Genomic DNA, 12,838 nt, shown 5'->3' with positions numbered 1-12,838 from the left:
AGCGAGAGATGTGATCCGGCTCATGGGCGGCAAGTACCACCACGGCGACCTCCGCGGGGAGCTCGTGCGCGTCTCGCTCGACCTGATCGCGGAGCAGGGACTGGCGGGCTTCTCGGTCGCCGAGGTCGCGCGAAGGGCGAAGGTGAGCCCCGGCGCGCCGTATCGGCACTTCGCCGACCGCGAGACGCTCTTGGCCGAGGTCGCCTGCCACATCGCCTGCCAGCTGGCCGACCGCGTCGCCGCGGCGGCCGAGAAGCACGACGACCCGGCGGACGCCCTGGCCGCGGCCGCGGGCGCCTACACGCGGTACCTGATCGAGCGGCGCGCGGGGATGAACGTCATCTACGCGGACGGCTTGCACAGTCCGGAGCACGTCGGCCTGCACGAGCAGACCCGCCGGCTGACCGACGAGTTCCTGATGCGCTGCCTGGCCGTCGCCCCGGACCCGGCAACGGCCCTCGAGCTGATGGAGCAGCTGTTCACCCAGGCCCACGGCTACGGCACGTTCCAGCTCGACGGCGTCTTCGTGAAGCACGGCTATTCGGTGGACCTGGTGGAGCAGAAGTCCATCGAGGCGGCGCGGATCGTGATCGCGGGCCGGACGGCCGGCGGTCGTCACTAGAGCGCACCGCACGAAGGCGCGATACTGATCGCATGCTGTGCGTCCTCGACGTCAACGAGACCTTGCTGGACCTCGCCGCGCTGGACGCCACCATCGGCGGCCCCGAGCTGCGGCGCGAGTGGTTCGGCCTGGCGATCCACACGGTTCTGACCGTGACGGCGACCGGCGGCTACCGGGACTTCGCGGGCATCGCCGGCGACGCGGCGATCGAGGTCGCCGCCCGGCACGGCCGGGAGATCGACCTCCAGGCGATCGGCGACGGATTGCGCAGCCTCCCCGCCCACCCGGACGTCGAACCCGGCCTGGTGAAACTGCGCGAACAGGGCCACACCGTCGTCGCCCTCACGAATTCGCCGCTCGCCACCGCCGAGGCGCAGCTGCTGAACGCCGGGCTGGCCCCGCTGCTCGACCGGATCTTCTCGGCCGAGCAGGTCGGCAGGCTCAAGCCCGCGCCGGAGCCCTACCGGCAGGTCACGGCCGCTTACCCCGGGGAGCGGGCGGTCATGATCGCCGCGCACGGCTGGGACATCGCGGGCGCCCAGGCGGCGGGGCTCGAGACGGCGTTGCTCACCCGTCCCGGTGTCCACCCGCTGCCCGGCTCGCCCGCGCCCACCTACACCGCGTCGACCCTGCCGGAGCTGGCCGAGCTCCTCTAGTCCGCGATCCGGACCAGCATCTTGCCGGTGTTGGCGCCCGACAGCAGGCCGAGGAACGCCTCCGGCGCGTTGCGGATGCCGTCGACGAAGGTCTCCGAGTACTTGATCTCGCCGGAGTTGACCAACGGTGCGACCTCGGTGACGAACTGCTGCTGCAGGTGCCAGTGGTCGATCACCAGCAGGCCGCGGATGGTGAGCCGCTTGGCGATGACCTGCGCGAGGTTGCGCGGCGCCGGCGTCGGCTCGGTCGCGTTGTACGTGGAGATCATCCCGCAGACGGCGATCCGGCCGTGCACGGTGATCGCGTCGATCGCGGCTTCGAGGTGCTCGCCGCCGACGTTGTCGAAGTAGACGTCGATCCCCTCCGGCGCCGCCTTGTGCAGCTGCTCGGCGACCGGGCCGTCCTTGTAGTTGAAGGCGGCGTCGAAGCCGAGGTCGTCGATCAGGTGCCGGACCTTCTCCGCCGAACCCGCCGAGCCGATGACGCGCTTGGCGCCCTTCAGCTTCGCGAGCTGCCCGACCAGCGAGCCGACCGCGCCGGCCGCACCCGAGACGAACACCGTGTCGCCCGGCTTGAACTCGGCCGACTCCAGCAGGCCCGCGTACGCGGTCAGGCCCGGCATGCCGAGCACGCCGAGGTACGTCGACAGCGGCGCCGCGGCGCCGTCGACCTTGACGTACCGGCCCGCGTCGAGCACGGCGTGGGTGCGCCAGCCGGCCTGGTGCAGCACGTGGTCACCCGGCTTGACGTCGTCCACACGGGACTCGACGACCTCGCCGACCGCGCCGCCCGACATGACCTCGCCGACCTGGAACGGCGGCGCGTAGGACTTGACGTCCTTCATGCGGCCGCGCATCGCCGGGTCGACGCTCATGATCAGGTTGCGGACCAGGATCTGGCCGTCGCCCACCGACGGCACCTCGGTGTCGACGATCTCGAAGTTGTCCTGCGTCGGAACACCTTCCGGACGCGAAGCCAGCCGGATTTCGGTCGCTGTGGTCACCGTTCGAACTCCTCAAATCTCGAAGCGGGGCAGACGCCCCGGATTCCACCCGATGCAACCAGCTAACCGGGGCGCAGATTCCGATTGTGACGAGCTACACGATCTCCGCGAGCTTCTCGAGCACGCCGTCGTAGATCTTCTTGAGCCCGCCGGGCGCGAACGTCTTCTCGAAGAAGCCGCCGATCCCGCCCGCACCGTCCCACGTGGTCTCGATCTTCACCACACTGCGGTCACCCGCTTCGGCGACCGTCCACGTGGTGACCATGCTGGAGTTCGCGTCGGTCTCGACCAGCGTCCCCGGCCGCGGCTCGGTGACCGTCGCCTTGACGTCGCGCACGCGCTTGGACGTCGCCTGCAGCTTCCAGGCCGCCTTGGTGCCCGCGCCGACCCCGCCTTCGGTGACCTGGTAGTCGCGGTAGTGCTCGGTGAGCAGCTTCGGCCGCGTCTCGGCGTAGTCGGCGACGAGCGCGCGGACCTTGTCGGCCGGGGCGTCGATGGTGCGCTCCGCGGTGGCCGTGACCTTTCCCATTTCACTCCTCTTCCGGCGTACAGATCAGGGTCCACGATTCCACCGCCCGTCGCACCCGCGACGGGCGCCCTCGGCGGTTAGGCTGCTCCTCAGCCGACTGATACGAGGGTCATATGAGTGCGGGAGCGCGCCGCCGGTCCACGGCGGCGGTGAAGGACGCGCTGCGGGAGCTGCGCAACCAGCTTTCGCTGCTGAACCACCAGGTCAGCGCCCAGCTGGCGCTCAAGGACGTCGACCTCGACTGCCTGGAGCTGATCGCCCGGCACGGCCCGCTCAGCCCGAGCGCGCTGGCCCGCCGGGCCGGCCTGCACCCGGCGACGATGACCGGCATCCTCGACCGGCTGCAGAAGGGCGGCTGGATCGTCCGCGAACGCGACCCCGAGGCAGCCGACCGGCGCTCGGTCGCCGTCCGCGCGGTCCGCGGCCGCAACGCCGAGCTGTTCCGGCTCTACGCGGGGATGAACACCGCGATGGACGAGCTCTGCGCGGGCTACACCGAGGACGAGCTGGCGCTGATCGCCGGGTTCCTGCGCCGCACGACGTCGGCGGGCCACGACGCGACCGGGGCCCTGTCCGGCGGCTGAGCAGCGGTTTCCGTGCTGTACTCGGGGCCATGTGGCAGTCCGGCGACGCTTACGAGGCCTACATCGGACGGTGGAGCCGCCGGATCGCGGCGACGTTCGTGCGGCAGCTCGGCGCCCCGGCGAGCCGGCGCTGGCTCGACGTCGGCTGCGGCACCGGCGCGCTGACGTCGGCGGTGCTGGCGGCCGCCGACCCCGCGGAAGTCGTCGGCGCCGACCCGTCCGAGGGATTCCTGAAGACGGCCCGCGCGAGCGTGACCGATCCGCGGGCGACGTTCACCCTCGCCGACGCCCGCTCACTGCCGTTCCCGGACGCCCGGTTCGACGTGGTCGTGTCGGGCCTGGTCCTGAACTTCGTCCCCGACCCGGACCGCGCGGCGGCGGAAATCGCGCGGGTGACCGCACCGGGCGGCCTGGCCGCCACCTACCTGTGGGACCTCGCCGAGGGCATGGAGCTGATCCGCCGGTTCTGGGACGCGGCCGGCGAGCTCGACCCGGAGGCGGTCGCCGAGCTGGACGAGGGCCGCCGCTTCACACTGTGCCGCCCGGAGCCGCTGGGCCGGTTGTGGACGGACGCGGGCTTCACGGCGGTATCAGTCGGGGAGATCAGGATCCCGACGGTGTTCGCGGACTTCGACGACTACTGGCAGCCGTTCCTCGGCGCGCAGGGCCCGGCGCCGACCTACCTGGCCACGCTCCCGCCGGCGCACCGCGACCGGATCCGCGAGCTGCTGCGCAGCCGCCTGCCGATGGATCCGGACGGCTCGATCCCGCTGACGGCCCGGGCGTGGGTCGTCAGCGGGATCGCGTAGCTCAGAGCCCGGCCTGGCCCAGCCAGTCCTTCGCGACGTCTGCGGCTCGTTCGCCGTCGGAGTCGACGCGCTTGTTCAGGTCCCGCATGACGTCGGTCGTCAGCTTCCCGCTGACGGCGTTCACGGCGTTGGCGAAGTCGGCGCCGCGCTCGTCGAGCACCTTCTTGGTCACCGCGGGCACGACGTTCTCGGTCGGCACGATGTTGAGGTCGTCCTTGAGCACGGTGTACTTCGAGTCACCGGTCAGCGGGCTGACCGAGTCGACCGGGATGACCGTGACGGCCCCGGACTTGAGCTGCTCGACGCGCGGCCCGGCTTCCTGGATCGTCTGGAAGGTGATGTTGGTCAGCTTGTAGACGTCCGTGAAGCCCTTGAAGCACGGAAGGCGCTTCTCGCACTCCGGCGGGCCGGCCATGACGACTTTGTCGAGCTTCTTCAGGTCGCTGATGGACGCAATGCCCTTTTCCTTGGCCAGGTCGGACTTGATGATGTAGGTGTTCTTGTCCTCGGCGGCCGCGAAGTTCAGCAGCCCGATGCCGCTGGGCTCGAACAGCTTCGCCAGCTGCTCGTGCTCTTCCTGCGCGGTCTTGCCTGCCTCCTTGCCGAAGCCGGTGGTGATCGCCGCGCCCTGGTACTCCGGGATGAACTGCAGCTCACCGGACTTCAGCGACGGGTAGATCAGCTCCCGCGACCCGAGGTTCAGCTTGCGCGTCACCGGGTAGCCCTTGGCCTCCAGCGCCTGCGCGTAGATCTCGGCGAGGATCTGGCTGTCGGTGAAGTTGAAGGACGCGACGACGATCGGCGCCCCGCCCTTGCCCTGCGCGGCGGGCTTGTCACCGCTGTCGCTGCCGCCACAGGCGGCCAAACCGAGCGTTGCCGCGAGGGCCGCCGCCACCACGGACGCGTTACGGAACCAGCGCACGAATCCCCACTCCTTCGTCACTCGAACAGACGCAAGGGACCCTAGCCCGGACCTCCGACAAGAATCCACATCGTGGGAGAAAGCCCCCGAAATTCTCACTCCGCGGAATATTTGGGCCCGATCGGGGTAGGGTCGGCCGGTGCACGTGAACACGGTGACGCCGCTGGCCGCCGACAGCGGGCCCCCGATCTTCCAGTGGAAGTGGGTGGACCGCAACGCCGACGCCATCGTCCAGCGCCTCGTCGAGCACATCTCCCTGACCGGCGCCGCGCTCGGCATCGGCCTGGTCGTTTCGATCGGGCTCGCCGTGGTCTCCCTCCGTTACCGCTGGTCGTACCCGGTGATCCTCGGCACGGCGGGCGCGCTGTACGTGATCCCGAGCCTCGGCGCGTTCGCGGTTCTGGTGCCGTTCTTCGGGCTGACGTTCGTTTCCGCGATGATCCCGCTCGCGACGTACACGCTGCTCATCCTGATCCGCAACATCGTCACCGGCGTCGACCAGGTGCCGAACGAGGTCCGCGAGGCCGCGGTCGGGATGGGGTACACGCGCGGCAAGCTGCTCTGGCAGATCGAGCTGCCCCTCGCCCTGCCGGTGGTGATCGCCGGCTTGCGGGTCGCGGCGGTGACGACGATCGGCCTGGTGACGGTCACCTCGATGCTCGGCCTCGGCGGTCTGGGCTACTTCATCCGCGCGGGCATCCAGACGGCGACCCCCAACCCGACGATGATCATCGTCGGCGTGGGCCTGTCGGTCGTCCTGGCGGTGGTGGTCGACCTGGTCCTCTGGCTCAGCGAGCGCGTGCTGGCGCCCTGGTCGCGGAAGGTGCGGGCGCGATGAGCTTCCTCGACCAGCTGAACGCGTGGCTCGCGGACCCGAACCGCTGGAGCTGGACCGACAAGGCCGGCGTCCCGTACCGCACCCTGGAACACCTCAGGTTTTCCCTCCTCGCCCTGGCGATCGCGGCGGTGCTGACGATCCCGGCGGCGCTGTGGCTGGCCCACTACCGCCGCGGCGCGTTCCTCGCGAGCAGCGCGGTGAACATCGGCCGGGCGATCCCGAGTTTCGGGCTGATCATCCTGTTCTGGTTCCTGGCGAGCCGTTGGGAGCTGGACACGACGTTCTGGCCGTTGCTCCTGGCGCTGGTCGCGCTGGCGATGCCCCCGTTGTTCACGAACACGTACGCGGGTGTCGTGACGTTGGAGCAGGAGACGATCGACGCGGCCCGCGGAACGGGTTACCGCGAGTGGCAGATCATGCTGCGCCTCGAGCTGCCGTTGGCGTCCCCGGTGATCCTGGCGGGCGCCCGGGTGGCGTTTCTCCAGCTGATCGCCACGGTGGCCATCGGAGCAATCGTCAACGACGGCGGCGGCCTGGGCCGCTACATAGTCGACGGCTTCGCGGTCGGAGCCCAGGGTTATGGAGCGATCTTCGCGGGCGGCCTGGCGGCGGTGCTGCTGGCGCTCGTGTGCGACGGAGCGTTCGCGCTGATCACCCGCGTGGCAACACCGCGCGGCCTCGCGCTGCAGAACGCCCGCCGCGACTAGATCGCCGGCCCGCCGCGACTAGATCGCCAGCCCGGCCGACGCCCAGAACCGCCACCATCCCCATCCGGCGGCGATCCCGGGCGCCTGTCTGTCAATCATCCCCAGTGGCTGCGGTTACCGTCGTGGCCCATCCCAGACGCAGCCCGCGGGCTTCGGTGCTACCCCAGTGGTTTTCCGGTCGGGTCAGGGCTTCTCGAAGTGCTGGTAGTCGATCGGGGTGTCCCACGAGCCGCCCCAGGTCCAGCCGCGGGAGACGAACGCCCGCTCGGTGACGTCGCCGGCGTGGATCATGCCGGGCAGGTTCTGGGTGCGGTCGACGTAGGGCGCGCCGTTGGGCGGGTAGACCGCGCCGCTGCCGGAGATGTAAGGGTTCTGCACAGTGTTGATGTCGATGGCCCGCCCGTAGGAGTGGTTGGACCAGGCGGTCCCGCCGGTGATCGCCCGGCAGTTGAACGCCGAGGTGTTGTTCGCCGCCATCGAGGCGTCGTCGTCGGAGTTGTACTTCTCCACGGTCTCCATCCGCTCGATGGGGAACCGGCCGAAGTACAGGTCGGCGAAGGTGCGGGCGACTTCGGTGGCGCGGTCGGCGTTGACGACCAGTTCCCCTCGGTGCACGGCACCGTCGAAGCCGAGGAAGCCCAGGTTGATCAGCCGCAGCTGATCAGGCCCGACCGGGCACCCTGCGTGCCAGCTGTTGCCGAGCCGTTCCGCGGTAACCGGTTTGATGACGGCAACGTAGGGCGCGAGCCCGCTACCGGCCGGAGCGGCGACTTCCACGGTTTGCGCCGTGGTGGCCGCCGGAGCCGGCACGGCCACGGCCCCGACCGCGGCGAACGTGAACGTGATGATGGCCAGAACTCTGGTTCTCAGATTCATGATCACCACACGCCTCGCCCTGCCGATCGGCTGCGTCGACGTCGGATACGCCACAGCGACGCAACCTTCAGCGCCACAGCGGAGTGAGCTGCCTCACCGGTTCGGATCCTCTTCGTCCTCTCCCCCTCCCCCTCGCTAGAACGCGCCGATCAGGATCAGCACGCCGAGCGCGATCAGCACTGCCGGCAGCGCCACGTGACCCCACCGGGCGAGTAGCCGGGCGACGCCCGGGCGGGTCGCCAGCAACCGGCCCGCGGCGCACCACACCGCCACGCCTGCCAGGAACACCGCCACGTAGCCCACCAGGCCCGCGGGCCCGGTCGCGGCGAACGCCGGGACGTACACGCCGACGTTGTCGCCTCCGTTGGCGACGCACACCGTCGCCATGCCGAGCACGCCGGCCGCCGGTGGTGGCTCGTCGTTTTCCTGACGCCACGCTTGCCACGCCGCGCGTATGCCCAGCAGCACCGGCAGCACACCCAGCCAGCGGACCGCGCCGTGCCGGAGCAGGCCGGCGCCGAGCGCTCCCGCGACCGACACCGCCAAGATCGCCGCGAAGCCCAAGAACTGCCCCGCCACGACCTTGAGCTCGCCGCGGCGTCCGGCCGCCTGGCCGAAGAACACCGCCAGCAGCACCAGGTCGTCGACGTTCGTCACCGCGAACATCGCGGCCGCGCGCCCGAGCAGTCCGACGTCCAACACCCACCTCCGCGGTAAAACCGCCTGGCGAAGGCCGGCGCGGCGCAGATGGATTCTGCCCATGCCCGCCGTCACGCGCCGCGGCTACACCGGTCCGGCCGGCCTGCGGGCCATGCAGAGCCCGGCCCAGCGGATCTGGTCGAAGGCGAGTTCGCTGCACGGCGGGGATCTCGCGTGGCAGCGGTTCCAGCACGCCGGCCGGGAAGCCGGGTGGCCGACCGCGCTGTGGGAAGCGGGCGGCGAAGTCGTCGCGTGAGGCTGGATTTCGCTACCCGGTGAACTTGCACTGCTGGTGGATCCGACGCGCCCGGAACTCGCGGCCGAGGTGCTTGGCTGGTTCGGGGACACCGCCACCGCGGCCGAGCTCGCTGTCACCGTGCTCGACGCCGAGAAGCATGCCGTCGCCGCGCTGGAGCGTTGCGGTTACGCGCTTCAGGAGAGTTCCGTTTTCCAGTCGTATATGTCTCGCCTCCTCGTTGACTTGCCCGGCAGCCGTCGAGAGTGACCGAACCGAGCTATCGGACCGTCATGGCCGCTCGGCCGTACCGGACTGGGTCGTCGAAGCACCCGACGGCCGGTTCGCCGCCAGTGCCCGATCTGGCCCGACGAACGCAATGCCGTCGGCGAGCTGGAGCCCGTCGGAACCTTGCCGGAGTTCCGTCGCACGGGGCTCGCCCGCGAAGCCGTCGTGTACCCGTGATCAACCATCCGAAATCCGCAGGTGCCCTCCCTCTGTATCGCGATCTGGGCTTCCGCCCGTATGCCCGCACCCTCACCTTCACGCGGACCCGCCGTCGTATCCCTCCTTTCCCGGGGTCCGCGTCCCCGGAGGGCGCACAACGACGAAGGTAGCGCCCCGCCCCCGCCGGATGTCCGATTCGGCGGTCGCCGGCGGTCGGTTGTCCACATCGGGGCAATCCTGTGGACAACCCCGTGGATTTCCTTGCCGGAGTCCCAAAATCGTCGGCGCCGCGCGATAGTGTCGAGACGGGGGGCGCCCCCGCGGGCGGGTCGGGTCAGCGGGTCAGGTGAGCGTCGCCAGATCGTCGAAGAAGGCCGCTCGGCAAACCGCGACCAGACGCTCGACTTCCGGGCCCAGGGAGCGATCTTCGTCCAGCGGCGGCACCACCGATCGCACCCACCCATAGCCCGCACGAAGCCCCGGCACGCCCTCCCCACCCGCCAGGTACCGGGCCTGGGAAGCCGTGATCAGCTCGCACGCCGTGATCGCGAACAGGTGCGAAGCCGCCGCGCGGAGTTGCTCGCCGGCCGCCGACGCAAACGCTTGCACGTCCTCCTGGCCTGCCGATGTGTCGATCGAACCGAGCGTCGCCGGTGTCGCGAGCCGGCGCAGCGCGTGCAGTTCGCCGGCCGCCCGCTTGTGCAGCGGGACCAAGCCTGCCCGCGGGCCCGGATCGGCCGTGAGCTGCGGCGGCAACCCGCTGAAGCGCTCGTCCAGCAACCGGTGCGTCCGCTGCACCGAAATCTCGCCGAGGTGCACCAGCGCCGCCGTCACCGCGTCCATCCGCAACCCCAGGTCCACCGCGTGATACCCGGTACCCGGAACGAAAGATCCGTCGACGAAAGAAGGCGAATCGCCCGGCATCGTTTCCCAGCGCCGCCGGGTCTCGTGCAAGTCGCCGTTGACACGGGAAGCGTGCGCCAGCGCCCGCGGCGCGACCCGCACCGAAAGCGGGGCCTGCACCACACCTGGCCGCACCGGGCCGATGCCCACCAGCTCGGTCAGCTCGTGCAGCACCGCACGCAGGTGGTCGTCGCCGCCCGCCAAGACCGGGGAGAACACCGCCCGCGGCGCGCCGAGCACGTCGATCGCCATCGCTGCGGTGAGCGTCTGCAGGTCGACGAGCTGCTGGGCTTCGGTCCAGCCACGCGCGGCGTGCATCACCGCCAGCGGAGAACCCTGAAGCAGCGAAGCACCTTCTTTCGGCCCAAGGACATATGGCGCGGCACCACGCGCAGCGAGCGCCGCAGCGGCCGGCACTTCGACGCCGTCCTCCAAAACCGTGCCGAGCCCGAGGAACGTCTGAAACGCGTGGGAGAGCGCGATGATCTCGCCCGAACTGCCGAGCCCGAAGCGCGGTACTGCGGGCGTGAAGCCGTCGTTCAGGCGATCCACCAGGAACTGCACCAGCTCGGGGCTCACCCCCGACCACGGCCGCAGGAAGTCGCGCAGGCGAACGACGAGCAGCGCGCGGACGTCTTCGGGCGGCAGCCACGGCGGCCCGCCGACGGCCCGGCCGATCAGCAGGTTGCGCTGGTGTTCGGCCTGCTGCCGCGGATCCAGGACGACACCGGCGAGGCGGCCCATCCCCGTGGTGACCCCGTAGACCGGGTTTCCCGGCTCCGCAAGGGCCGTCAAGACCTCTGCCCGGCGTCGCTTCAGGGCTTCTACCAGCGGTTTGTCCAGAATCAACCGTTCACTGTCAGCGAACTCGCTGTCGGAGACGATCATCGGTAGGGCAGCATGGTGCCGACGCCGGAAGCCTCGGCACGGGCGAGGATCATGTTCGCCACCGCAACGTCCGTTGTGGACAGTCCGCGGTGCCAGAACAGGATCCGTTCGGCGTCGTGCTCGCGGCCGGGTTTGCTGCCCGCCACGATGTCGCCGATCTCGGCGTGGACGTTGTCCGCGGTGAGGAGGCCGGCGTTGAGCTGCGGGCGCAGGGCGCCGAACCGCGGGTTGCCGGACCGCGATTCGCGCCAGTCGTCGACGACGACCTTGTCGATGTCGTCGAGCAGCGTGAGCTCGAGCGCGCTGATCGTGCCGTAGGGCACCAGGAAGGTGCCCGGCCGGAGGAACTCGCGGCGCACCAGCGCCTCGGGCTCGACGAGCCGGGAGGCCTCGACCTGGATGTCCGCGCCGTCCAGGGTCTCCTCGGCCGTGGCGCAGACGCGGACGTCCTTGCCGAGCCGCTCGGACAGCCGGCGGCCGAAGTCTTCACGCGACTCCGGGCGCTTGCTGGTCACGCGGATCTCGGCGAAGTCGAACAAGGAGTCCAGCAGCACGACGTTCCACCAGGCGGTACCGCGGGCGCCGATGTGCCCGAGCACCCGGGAATCCGGGCGCGCCAGGTACTTCGCGCCGACGGCGGTCATCGCGCCGGTGCGGGCCTCGGTGATCATCGTGCCGTCGACGATCGCCCGCGGCATGCCGGTGTCCGGGTCGAGCAACAGGATCAACGCCATTTCCGAAGGGAGGCCCCGTTCGAAATTCCCCACGAAGTCACCGACGACCTTCACACCGCTGACCCGCTCCGCGGACAGGTGGCCGCGGAGGATGTTGAAGTGGCCCTTGCCGCCGTTGTCCGGCACGAGGTGCGTGCGCGGCTCGAAGACGACCTGGCCGCGGCCGTGGTCGGCGAGCACGTCCTCGACCGCGCCGACGATGTCGGCGTCCGTGACGCCGAGCGCGTCGATGTCGGCACCGGTCAGGTACCGGAGCCAGACGGACGTCACCGGGCGAGGTCCTCGATGATCTCCGCGCCGGGCAGGGCGGCCAGCGCGGCGCCGGAGATCAGCAGCTTGCTGCCGCGGATCCCGCTGCCGATGACGAGCTCGGGTGCGTCGGCGACGCGGCGGTCGAGCAGGATCGGCCAGTCGGCGGGCAAGCCCACCGGCGTGATGCCGCCGTACTCCATCCCGGTCAGCGACACGGCTTCGTCCATCGGCGCGAACGACGCCTTGCGGACGTCGAGGCGGCGCTTGATCACGCCGTTGACGTCGGCGCGGGTGGTCGCGAGCACGAGCGCGGCCGCGAAGCGGACTTCGCCCGCGCGCTTGCCGGCGACGACGACGCAGTTCGCGGACGCCTCGAGCGGCGAGCCGTAGGTCTCGCAGAAGGCGGCGGTGTCGGCGAGCGCGGGGTCGATCTCGGCGACGCCGACGGCGTCCGGGTCGGCGAGCGCGGCCAGGGCCTTGGCCACGGGCTCGGCGAGCAGGTCAGTACGCGTGGGGGCGGGAACGACGGTGAGGCTCCCGGCGATCGTCCAGGTCACGACCCCATTAAAACAGCGCCCCGCCGGAGCGGGCGCGGGCAGGAAGGGGGACACCCGGCCGGAGACGACTCGGGGAGGGAGGAGACGCGAGCGAGAGGGGAGCAGGCGCAAGCGAGAAGCAGGTTCAACCTCCGCGAACGGAAGCGGGAGGAGGCTCACCCAGCGGGCGAGAGAAGGAGAGGCAGACCCGGCACAACAAGCGCCAGGGCGTGGTTCACCAGCTGGAGCCGCCGCGCTGGACTTCGATCAGCTTCGGGCGGACGTCCACGATGTAGACCAGGGCCGCCGCCATGGCGGGCACGTAGAAGATCATCCCGGGGCCCATCACCGGAAACAGCACCATGGCGAGTGTCGCGCCGCCGGTGATCAGCATCCAGATGGGCTTGGTCTTGCGGTCGGCCGCGGAGTAGGCGTCGGCGCGCTGGAGCAGCGCGTGCACGAAGGCGAAGAGCCCGACCAGCGCGCTGCCCCAGTGGATGACATTGAGGATCCAGATGGCGACTAGCACAGCGACAGCTTACGGCAAACCACCCGAACGACCCCGGCCCCGCCACCGGGGGTCCGGTGGCGGGGCCG

17 protein-coding genes are annotated in these 12,838 nt (G+C 70.4%); 8 read left to right on the top strand and 9 right to left on the bottom strand.

Annotated features, from left to right (window positions below; translation table 11 throughout):
* Positions 1-22: 22 nt before the first annotated feature.
* Positions 23-622, top strand: a complete 600-nt coding sequence (locus ISP_RS02275; protein WP_014466554.1) for a TetR/AcrR family transcriptional regulator — start codon at positions 23-25, stop codon at positions 620-622.
* Positions 623-654: 32 nt separating this feature from the next.
* Positions 655-1,278, top strand: coding sequence for an HAD family hydrolase (locus ISP_RS02270; RefSeq protein ID WP_013222378.1), 624 nt, complete (start codon positions 655-657; stop codon positions 1,276-1,278).
* On the opposite strand, the gene ISP_RS02265 is transcribed toward ISP_RS02270, so the two are convergent.
* Positions 1,275-2,282: an NADP-dependent oxidoreductase gene (locus ISP_RS02265; RefSeq protein ID WP_013222377.1), complete on the bottom strand. Its 1,008-nt coding sequence runs from the start codon at positions 2,280-2,282 to the stop codon at positions 1,275-1,277. The genes ISP_RS02270 and ISP_RS02265 overlap by 4 nt on opposite strands.
* 94 nt (positions 2,283-2,376) lie before the next feature.
* Positions 2,377-2,811 carry an SRPBCC family protein gene (locus ISP_RS02260; RefSeq protein WP_013222376.1) on the bottom strand — a complete coding sequence of 145 codons (435 nt, stop codon included), beginning with the start codon at positions 2,809-2,811 and terminating at the stop codon, positions 2,377-2,379.
* Between the two features lie 113 nt (positions 2,812-2,924).
* Here ISP_RS02260 and ISP_RS02255 point away from each other — a divergent pair, with 113 nt between their 5' ends.
* Positions 2,925-3,395 (top strand): MarR family transcriptional regulator, encoded by a 471-nt coding sequence (locus ISP_RS02255; protein WP_013222375.1) that lies wholly within the window; start codon positions 2,925-2,927, stop codon positions 3,393-3,395.
* A gap of 29 nt (positions 3,396-3,424) precedes the next feature.
* Entirely contained in the window at positions 3,425-4,204 is a 780-nt protein-coding gene (locus tag ISP_RS02250; RefSeq protein ID WP_013222374.1) for a class I SAM-dependent methyltransferase, read from the top strand.
* Between the two features lies 1 nt (position 4,205).
* Here the strand turns inward: ISP_RS02250 and ISP_RS02245 are convergent, their stop codons facing one another.
* Positions 4,206-5,126, bottom strand: coding sequence for an ABC transporter substrate-binding protein (locus tag ISP_RS02245; RefSeq protein ID WP_013222373.1), 921 nt, complete (start codon positions 5,124-5,126; stop codon positions 4,206-4,208).
* A 139-nt stretch (positions 5,127-5,265) separates the two neighbouring features.
* On the opposite strand from ISP_RS02245, the gene ISP_RS02240 reads away from it, so the two are divergent.
* Positions 5,266-5,964 carry an ABC transporter permease gene (locus ISP_RS02240; RefSeq protein WP_013222372.1) on the top strand — a complete coding sequence of 233 codons (699 nt, stop codon included), beginning with the start codon at positions 5,266-5,268 and terminating at the stop codon, positions 5,962-5,964.
* Positions 5,961-6,671: an ABC transporter permease gene (locus ISP_RS02235; RefSeq protein WP_013222371.1), complete on the top strand. Its 711-nt coding sequence runs from the start codon at positions 5,961-5,963 to the stop codon at positions 6,669-6,671. Before ISP_RS02240 ends, ISP_RS02235 begins: the two co-directional genes overlap by 4 nt.
* 183 nt (positions 6,672-6,854) lie before the next feature.
* Here the strand turns inward: ISP_RS02235 and ISP_RS02230 are convergent, their stop codons facing one another.
* Together ISP_RS02230 and ISP_RS02225 are read right to left on the bottom strand one after the other, a co-directional pair.
* On the bottom strand, positions 6,855-7,547 hold the full coding sequence (locus ISP_RS02230; RefSeq protein WP_034285117.1) for a M15 family metallopeptidase: 693 nt from the start codon (positions 7,545-7,547) through the stop codon (positions 6,855-6,857).
* A 135-nt stretch (positions 7,548-7,682) separates the two neighbouring features.
* Complete coding sequence (locus ISP_RS02225) at positions 7,683-8,246, bottom strand: cadmium resistance transporter (RefSeq protein WP_013222369.1); 564 nt, start codon at positions 8,244-8,246, stop codon at positions 7,683-7,685.
* Between the two features lie 61 nt (positions 8,247-8,307).
* Here ISP_RS02225 and ISP_RS02220 point away from each other — a divergent pair, with 61 nt between their 5' ends.
* Together ISP_RS02220 and ISP_RS02215 are read left to right on the top strand one after the other, a co-directional pair.
* Entirely contained in the window at positions 8,308-8,502 is a 195-nt protein-coding gene (locus ISP_RS02220; protein ID WP_013222368.1) for a hypothetical protein, read from the top strand.
* A 36-nt stretch (positions 8,503-8,538) separates the two neighbouring features.
* Positions 8,539-8,751, top strand: coding sequence for a hypothetical protein (locus ISP_RS02215; protein WP_014466553.1), 213 nt, complete (start codon positions 8,539-8,541; stop codon positions 8,749-8,751).
* Positions 8,752-9,270: 519 nt separating this feature from the next.
* Here ISP_RS02215 and ISP_RS02210 read toward each other — a convergent pair.
* The 4 genes from ISP_RS02210 to ISP_RS02195 all read right to left on the bottom strand — a co-directional run bounded on the left by ISP_RS02210 (position 9,271) and on the right by ISP_RS02195 (position 12,770).
* Entirely contained in the window at positions 9,271-10,719 is a 1,449-nt protein-coding gene (locus tag ISP_RS02210) for an aromatic amino acid lyase (RefSeq protein ID WP_013222367.1), read from the bottom strand.
* Positions 10,716-11,723, bottom strand: coding sequence for an ornithine cyclodeaminase family protein (locus tag ISP_RS02205; RefSeq protein WP_013222366.1), 1,008 nt, complete (start codon positions 11,721-11,723; stop codon positions 10,716-10,718). The genes ISP_RS02210 and ISP_RS02205 overlap by 4 nt, the downstream gene beginning before the upstream one ends.
* Positions 11,720-12,262 (bottom strand): YbaK/EbsC family protein, encoded by a 543-nt coding sequence (locus ISP_RS02200; protein WP_013222365.1) that lies wholly within the window; start codon positions 12,260-12,262, stop codon positions 11,720-11,722. Before ISP_RS02200 ends, ISP_RS02205 begins: the two co-directional genes overlap by 4 nt.
* A 214-nt stretch (positions 12,263-12,476) precedes the next feature.
* The gene (locus ISP_RS02195) at positions 12,477-12,770 is read right to left on the bottom strand and encodes a DUF2516 family protein (protein ID WP_013222364.1); all 294 of its coding nucleotides are present in this window, start codon (positions 12,768-12,770) and stop codon (positions 12,477-12,479) included.
* Positions 12,771-12,838 lie beyond the last annotated feature (68 nt).

The sequence above is a fragment of the Amycolatopsis mediterranei genome (genome assembly GCF_026017845.1).
In the GTDB taxonomy this organism is placed as follows: Bacteria; Actinomycetota; Actinomycetes; order Mycobacteriales; family Pseudonocardiaceae; genus Amycolatopsis; species Amycolatopsis mediterranei.
The sequence above is the reverse complement of the archived record's forward strand: the minus strand, read 5'-3'. Positions and strand labels throughout refer to the sequence as shown.

Bases quoted from the DNA above. Each gene is read 5' to 3' on its own strand.
- ISP_RS02275 (WP_014466554.1), top strand. From the start codon at position 23: ATGGGCGGCAAGTACCACCACGGCGACCTCCGCGGGGAGCTCGTGCGC.
- ISP_RS02270 (WP_013222378.1), top strand. From the start codon at position 655: ATGCTGTGCGTCCTCGACGTCAACGAGACCTTGCTGGACCTCGCCGCG.
- ISP_RS02260 (WP_013222376.1), bottom strand. From the start codon at position 2,811: ATGGGAAAGGTCACGGCCACCGCGGAGCGCACCATCGACGCCCCGGCC.
- ISP_RS02255 (WP_013222375.1), top strand. From the start codon at position 2,925: ATGAGTGCGGGAGCGCGCCGCCGGTCCACGGCGGCGGTGAAGGACGCG.
- ISP_RS02250 (WP_013222374.1), top strand. From the start codon at position 3,425: ATGTGGCAGTCCGGCGACGCTTACGAGGCCTACATCGGACGGTGGAGC.
- ISP_RS02235 (WP_013222371.1), top strand. From the start codon at position 5,961: ATGAGCTTCCTCGACCAGCTGAACGCGTGGCTCGCGGACCCGAACCGC.
- ISP_RS02230 (WP_034285117.1), bottom strand. From the start codon at position 7,547: ATGAATCTGAGAACCAGAGTTCTGGCCATCATCACGTTCACGTTCGCC.
- ISP_RS02220 (WP_013222368.1), top strand. From the start codon at position 8,308: ATGCCCGCCGTCACGCGCCGCGGCTACACCGGTCCGGCCGGCCTGCGG.
- ISP_RS02210 (WP_013222367.1), bottom strand. From the start codon at position 10,719: ATGATCGTCTCCGACAGCGAGTTCGCTGACAGTGAACGGTTGATTCTG.